The organism is Pseudomonas sp. (assembly GCF_049590575.1).
Taxonomy (GTDB): domain Bacteria; phylum Pseudomonadota; class Gammaproteobacteria; order Pseudomonadales; family Pseudomonadaceae; genus Aquipseudomonas.
The window spans coordinates 1-5,504 of the sequence record NZ_JBAWDE010000211.1 but is presented as its reverse complement, the minus strand read 5'-3'; the positions used below and the strand labels follow the sequence as shown (position 1 = coordinate 5,504).

The window sequence follows — 5,504 nt, the reverse complement described above, 5'->3', positions numbered from 1 at the left end:
ACACACACCCAGGGGAAACACCATGACCAGTACCGCCCACACCCAAGTCGTGCAAAAACAATTCGGCGAGCAAGCCTCGGCCTACCTGAGCAGTGCCGTGCACGCCCAAGGCACCGAATTCGCGCTGCTGCAGGCCGAGCTGGCCGGGCAGGGCGCTGCGCGGCTGCTGGACCTGGGTTGCGGCGCCGGTCACGTAAGTTTCCACGTGGCGCCGCTGGTCCGGGAAGTGGTGGCCTACGACCTGTCCCAGCAGATGCTTGACGTCGTCGCGGGCGCCGCAAAGGATCGCGGCCTGGAGAATATCCGCACCGTGCACGGCGCCGCCGAACGCTTGCCGTTCGCCGATGGTGAGTTCGATTTCGTGTTCAGCCGCTATTCGGCGCACCATTGGAGCGACCTCGGCCTGGCCCTGCGTGAAGTGCGTCGGGTGCTCAAGCCGGGTGGCGTGGCGGCTTTCGTCGATGTGTTGTCACCGGGCAGCCCGCTGTTGGACACTTACCTGCAAACCGTCGAAGTGCTGCGCGACACCAGCCACGTGCGCGATTACGCCGCCGCCGAGTGGATGCAGCAGCTCAGCGAGTCCGGCTTGCATGTACGCAACAGCAGTCGCCAGCGGCTGCGCCTGGAATACACCTCGTGGGTCGAACGCATGCGCACGCCAGAGGTATTGCGCGCTGCCATCCTCGAGCTGCAAACGGCGATGGGCCAGGAAGTCCGCGATTATTACCAGATCCAAGCCGACGGCACCTTCAGCACCGACGTGCTGGTGGTGTTTGCCGAGCGCTGATTAATTTTTCCCGACCTGCCCACGGGCGGGTCGCTTGATGAAATGAGGAACCCATGAGCAAGCAGATTCTGATTCTCCCTGGCGACGGTATTGGTCCGGAAATCATGGCCGAAGCGGTCAAGGTCCTGGAATTGGCCAACGCCAAGTACAGCCTGGGCTTCGAATTGAGCCACGACGTGATCGGCGGCGCGGCCATCGACAAGCATGGCGTACCGCTGGCCGACGAAACCCTGGACCGCGCCCGTGCTGCCGACGCCGTGCTGCTCGGCGCCGTGGGTGGCCCTAAGTGGGACAAGATCGAACGTGACATCCGCCCCGAGCGCGGCCTGCTGAAAATCCGCGCGCAATTGGGCCTGTTCGGCAACCTGCGCCCGGCGATCCTCTACCCGCAACTGGCCGATGCGTCGAGCCTCAAGCCGGAAGTAGTGGCGGGCCTGGACATCCTGATCGTGCGTGAGCTGACCGGCGGTATCTATTTCGGCTCGCCACGCGGCGTGCGCGAGTTGGAGAATGGCGAACGCCAGGCCTACGACACCCTGCCGTACAGCGAGAGCGAAATCCGCCGTATCGCGCGTGTCGGTTTCGACATGGCCCGTGTGCGCGGCAAGAAGGTCTGCTCCGTCGATAAGGCCAACGTACTGGCCTCCAGCCAACTGTGGCGCGAAATCGTCGAAGAAGTGGCCAAGGATTACCCGGACGTCGAACTGAGCCACATGTACGTCGACAACGCCGCGATGCAACTGGTGCGTGCACCCAAGCAGTTCGACGTGATCGTCACCGACAACCTGTTCGGCGACATCCTGTCCGACCAGGCCTCGATGCTCACCGGCTCCATCGGCATGCTGCCCTCGGCGTCCCTGGACACTAACAACAAGGGCATGTACGAGCCGTGCCACGGTTCGGCGCCGGACATCGCAGGCAAAGGCATTGCCAACCCGTTGGCGACGATTTTGTCGGTGTCGATGATGCTGCGTTACAGCTTCAACCTGAGTGACGCAGCGGACGCGATCGAGAAGGCCGTGAGCCTGGTGCTCGACCAGGGCCTGCGCACCGGTGACATTTGGTCACAAGGTTGCACCCAAGTCGGTACGCAAGAAATGGGCGACGCAGTAGTCGCCGCGCTGCGGAATCTGTAATCTCTCGGGCCCGCTTGCAGATGTTGCTGCAAGGCGGCCCACTTTTTAACAAGGTGTAGTTGCGATGAAACGTGTAGGTCTGATCGGTTGGCGCGGTATGGTCGGTTCCGTGCTCATGCAGCGGATGCTGGAAGAGCAGGATTTCGATCTTATTGAGCCGGTGTTTTTCACCACTTCGAACGTGGGTGGCCAAGGGCCGTCCGTGGGCAAGGATATTGCCCCGCTCAAGGACGCCTACAGCATCGAAGAGCTGAAGACCCTCGATGTGATTTTGACCTGCCAGGGCGGCGACTACACCAGCGAAGTCTTCCCCAAGCTGCGCGAAGCCGGCTGGCAGGGTTACTGGATCGACGCCGCCTCGAGCCTGCGTATGCAGGACGACGCGGTGATCATCCTTGACCCGGTCAACCGCAAGGTCATCGATCAGCAGCTGGATGCCGGCACCAAGAACTACGTCGGCGGCAACTGCACCGTCAGCCTGATGCTGATGGGCCTGGGAGGCTTGTTCGAAGCCGGCCTGGTCGAGTGGATGAGCGCCATGACCTATCAGGCGGCCTCCGGTGCCGGCGCGCAGAACATGCGCGAACTGATCAAGCAAATGGGCGCGACCCACGCGGCCGTGGCTGATCAGCTGGCTGACCCGGCGAGCGCGATCCTCGATATCGACCGTCGTGTGGCTGAGGCCATGCGCAGCGAAGCCTACCCGACCGAGAACTTCGGCGTGCCATTGGCCGGTAGCCTGATTCCGTGGATCGACAAGGAATTGCCCAACGGCCAGAGCCGTGAAGAGTGGAAGGCCCAGGCCGAGACCAACAAGATTCTGGGTCGCTTCAAGAACCCGATCCCGGTGGATGGTATCTGCGTGCGCATCGGCGCCATGCGCTGCCACAGCCAGGCGCTGACCATCAAGCTGAACAAAGATGTACCGATCGCCGATATCGAAGGGCTGATCAGCCAGCACAACCCATGGGTCAAGCTGGTGCCGAACAACCGCGATATCAGCATGCAGGAGCTGAGCCCGACCAAGGTGACCGGCACCCTGAATGTACCGGTGGGCCGTTTGCGCAAGCTGAACATGGGCAGCCAGTTCCTCGGTGCGTTTACCGTTGGCGACCAGTTGCTGTGGGGCGCGGCCGAGCCGTTGCGTCGCATGTTGCGGATCCTGCTGGAGCGTTAATCGCTGCTGGCACGTAAGAAGCCCGCGTTCTGGTGACAGGCGCGGGTTTTTTATTGCCTGCCAGGGCCGCATCGGGGGCAAGCCCCCTCCCACATTTGATCGCACTTCAACTGAAGGAACTTGGTCGAATGTGAGCGCGGGCTTGCTCGCGAAGAAGCCATCAGCCACACCACAAGACTTAGCTTAATTGCCTCACCCCCAGCCACCCGGTAAAGTGCCGTCCCCCCCGCAATGCCCGAGGCAGCCCCCATGACCCAGACTTTTGAAATCGCCGTGATCGGCGCCACCGGCACTGTCGGCGAAACCCTGGTGCAGATTCTCGAAGAGCTGAGCTTCCCGGTGGGCACCCTGTATCTGTTGGCGGGCAGCAACTCCGCCGGTGCCTCCGTGCCGTTTCGTGGCAAGAACGTGCGGGTCAAGGAAGTCGACGAATTCGATTTCAGCAAGGCCCAGCTGGCCTTCTTCGCGGCCGGGCCAGCGGTGACCCTGAGCTTTGCTCCGCGCGCCACGGCAGCCGGGTGTTCGGTGATCGACCTGTCCGGTGCGTTGCCGGCCGATCAGGCACCGCAAGTGGTGCCGGAAGCCAATGCGCACATTCTCAAGGGACTGAAAAGGCCCTTCCAGCTCGGCAGCCCAAGCCCGTCCGCCACCAACCTGGCGGTGGTCCTGGCGCCGTTGCGCGGGTTGCTGGATATCCAGCGCGTCAGCGTAACGGCCAACCTGGCCGTCTCCGCCCTGGGCCGTGAAGCCGTCAGCGAGCTGGCCCGGCAAACCGCCGAGCTGCTGAATGTGCGTCCGCTGGAGCCGCAGTTCTTTGATCGGCAGATGGCTTTCAACCTCCTGGCACAAGTCGGAAAGCCAGATGCCCAAGGTCATACCGACTTGGAGAAAAGGCTGATACACGAACTGCGCGCAGTACTGGAAACTCCGTTGCTGAAAATTTCCGCGACGTGCGTTCAAGCCCCGGTGTTTTTTGGCGATAGCCTGACCGTGTCCCTGCAATTGGGCGCGGCAGTCGACCTCGCCGCTGTCAATCGTGCGCTCGATGCCGCGCCCGGTATCGAGCGGGTGGACGAGGGCGATTACCCGACGGCCGTGGGCGATGCGGTCGGCCAGGATGTAGTCTATGTCGGCCGGGTGCGCGCCGGCGTGGATGACCCGGCGGAACTAAATTTGTGGCTGACGTCAGATAACGTACGCAAAGGCTCGGCACTTAATGCCGTGCAGCTGGCACAGTTGTTGATAAAAGACCTTGCGTAAAAGATACTTGGCGTCAATTTGTAGATTGATTCTAGCCAGGCGCTATGCTTGGCCCGAAGCGGAACAGAAGCGTGTCGGTGACCTATCGGCTCGCCATGCCTTATGGCAGCGGTTACCAACCTTCTCGCAGGCCGGGGAGTGTTCAGACAAAGGATGAGGCTATGGTTCAAGTTCGCAAACTGGTGTTAGCAATAGCGGCCGCCTCGGCGCTGTCCTCCGGTATGGCGCAGGCGCTGCAGCTGGGGGAGATGACCCTCAAGTCGAAGTTGAACCAGCCGTTGTCGGTGGAAATCGAACTGCTCGATGTCGGTGGCCTCACGGCGGCCGAGATCACGCCGAGCCTGGCGTCTTCCCAGGCATTCGTGGATGCTGGCGTGGATCGCCAGGCGTTTCTCGATGACCTGACCTTTACCCCGGTGGTCAATCCCAGCGGCCGCAGCGTGGTGCGCGTCACCTCCAGCAAACCGCTGCCTGATTCCTACGTACGTTTCCTGTTGCAGGTGCAATGGCCCAATGGCCGCCTGATGCGCGACTACAGCGTGCTGCTCGACCCGGCCAAGTTTGATCAGTCGACACCTGCGGCCAGCGCGCCCGCACCGCGTCTGAGTGCACCCGCCAGCACCGCGCCAGCTGTCAGCAAATCGGCCCAGCACACCACGACCTCCCGCGATACGTTGTGGGAAATTGCAGCGAAGAACCGTCACGGTGCTTCGGTCCAGCAGACCATGCTGGCGATCCAGGCACTTAACCCGGACGCCTTCATCGACGGCAATATCAACCGCCTGAAAACCGGCCAGGTCCTGCGTCTTCCTGATCACCAGCAAGCAACCAGCCTGCCGCAGCCCGAAGCGATTGCCGAAGTCTCGGCGCAGAACGCCGCCTGGCGCCAGGGGCGTCGCTCGGCCAACAATCCAGTGGCGGGCAAGCAGCAGCTCGACGCCACCAAGCGCACCCAGGCCGGCGATGCGCCGGCCGCCACCAATGCTCAGGACAACCTCAGCCTGGTCTCGGCGGAAGCGGCGAAGAAGGGTGGCAAGGGCCGGGCCGGCGACAGCCAGGCGCTGAGCGACAAACTGGCGACAACCCAGGAAGAGTTGGACACAACGCGCCGCGACAACGCCGAGCTGAAAAGCCGCGCGGCAGA

Annotated in this window: 5 protein-coding genes; all 5 read left to right on the top strand. The window is 62.6% G+C overall.

The annotated features are described in order from the left end of the window. Nucleotides 1-22: 22 nt before the first annotated feature. Entirely contained in the window at nt 23-787 is a 765-nt protein-coding gene (locus WBR57_RS13860; RefSeq protein WP_424084294.1) for a class I SAM-dependent methyltransferase, read from the top strand. A 53-nt stretch (nt 788-840) separates the two neighbouring features. Continuing rightward, the gene (gene leuB, locus WBR57_RS13855) at nt 841-1,923 is read left to right on the top strand and encodes a 3-isopropylmalate dehydrogenase (protein ID WP_424084293.1); all 1,083 of its coding nucleotides are present in this window, start codon (nt 841-843) and stop codon (nt 1,921-1,923) included. 64 nt (nt 1,924-1,987) lie between these two features. Then, nucleotides 1,988-3,100: an aspartate-semialdehyde dehydrogenase gene (gene asd, locus WBR57_RS13850; RefSeq protein ID WP_056861238.1), complete on the top strand. Its 1,113-nt coding sequence runs from the start codon at nt 1,988-1,990 to the stop codon at nt 3,098-3,100. A gap of 249 nt (nt 3,101-3,349) precedes the next feature. Continuing rightward, nucleotides 3,350-4,360, top strand: a complete 1,011-nt coding sequence (locus WBR57_RS13845) for an aspartate-semialdehyde dehydrogenase (protein ID WP_424084292.1) — start codon at nt 3,350-3,352, stop codon at nt 4,358-4,360. A 161-nt stretch (nt 4,361-4,521) separates the two neighbouring features. Then, a partial coding sequence (locus tag WBR57_RS13840) for a type IV pilus assembly protein FimV (RefSeq protein ID WP_424084291.1) occupies nt 4,522-5,504 on the top strand: 983 nt, incomplete at its 3' end.

Excerpts from the sequence above, each read along its gene's own strand:
- asd (WP_056861238.1), top strand. The coding sequence starts at position 1,988 with ATGAAACGTGTAGGTCTGATCGGTTGGCGCGGTATGGTCGGTTCCGTG.
- WBR57_RS13860 (WP_424084294.1), top strand. The coding sequence starts at position 23 with ATGACCAGTACCGCCCACACCCAAGTCGTGCAAAAACAATTCGGCGAG.
- leuB (WP_424084293.1), top strand. The coding sequence starts at position 841 with ATGAGCAAGCAGATTCTGATTCTCCCTGGCGACGGTATTGGTCCGGAA.
- WBR57_RS13845 (WP_424084292.1), top strand. The coding sequence starts at position 3,350 with ATGACCCAGACTTTTGAAATCGCCGTGATCGGCGCCACCGGCACTGTC.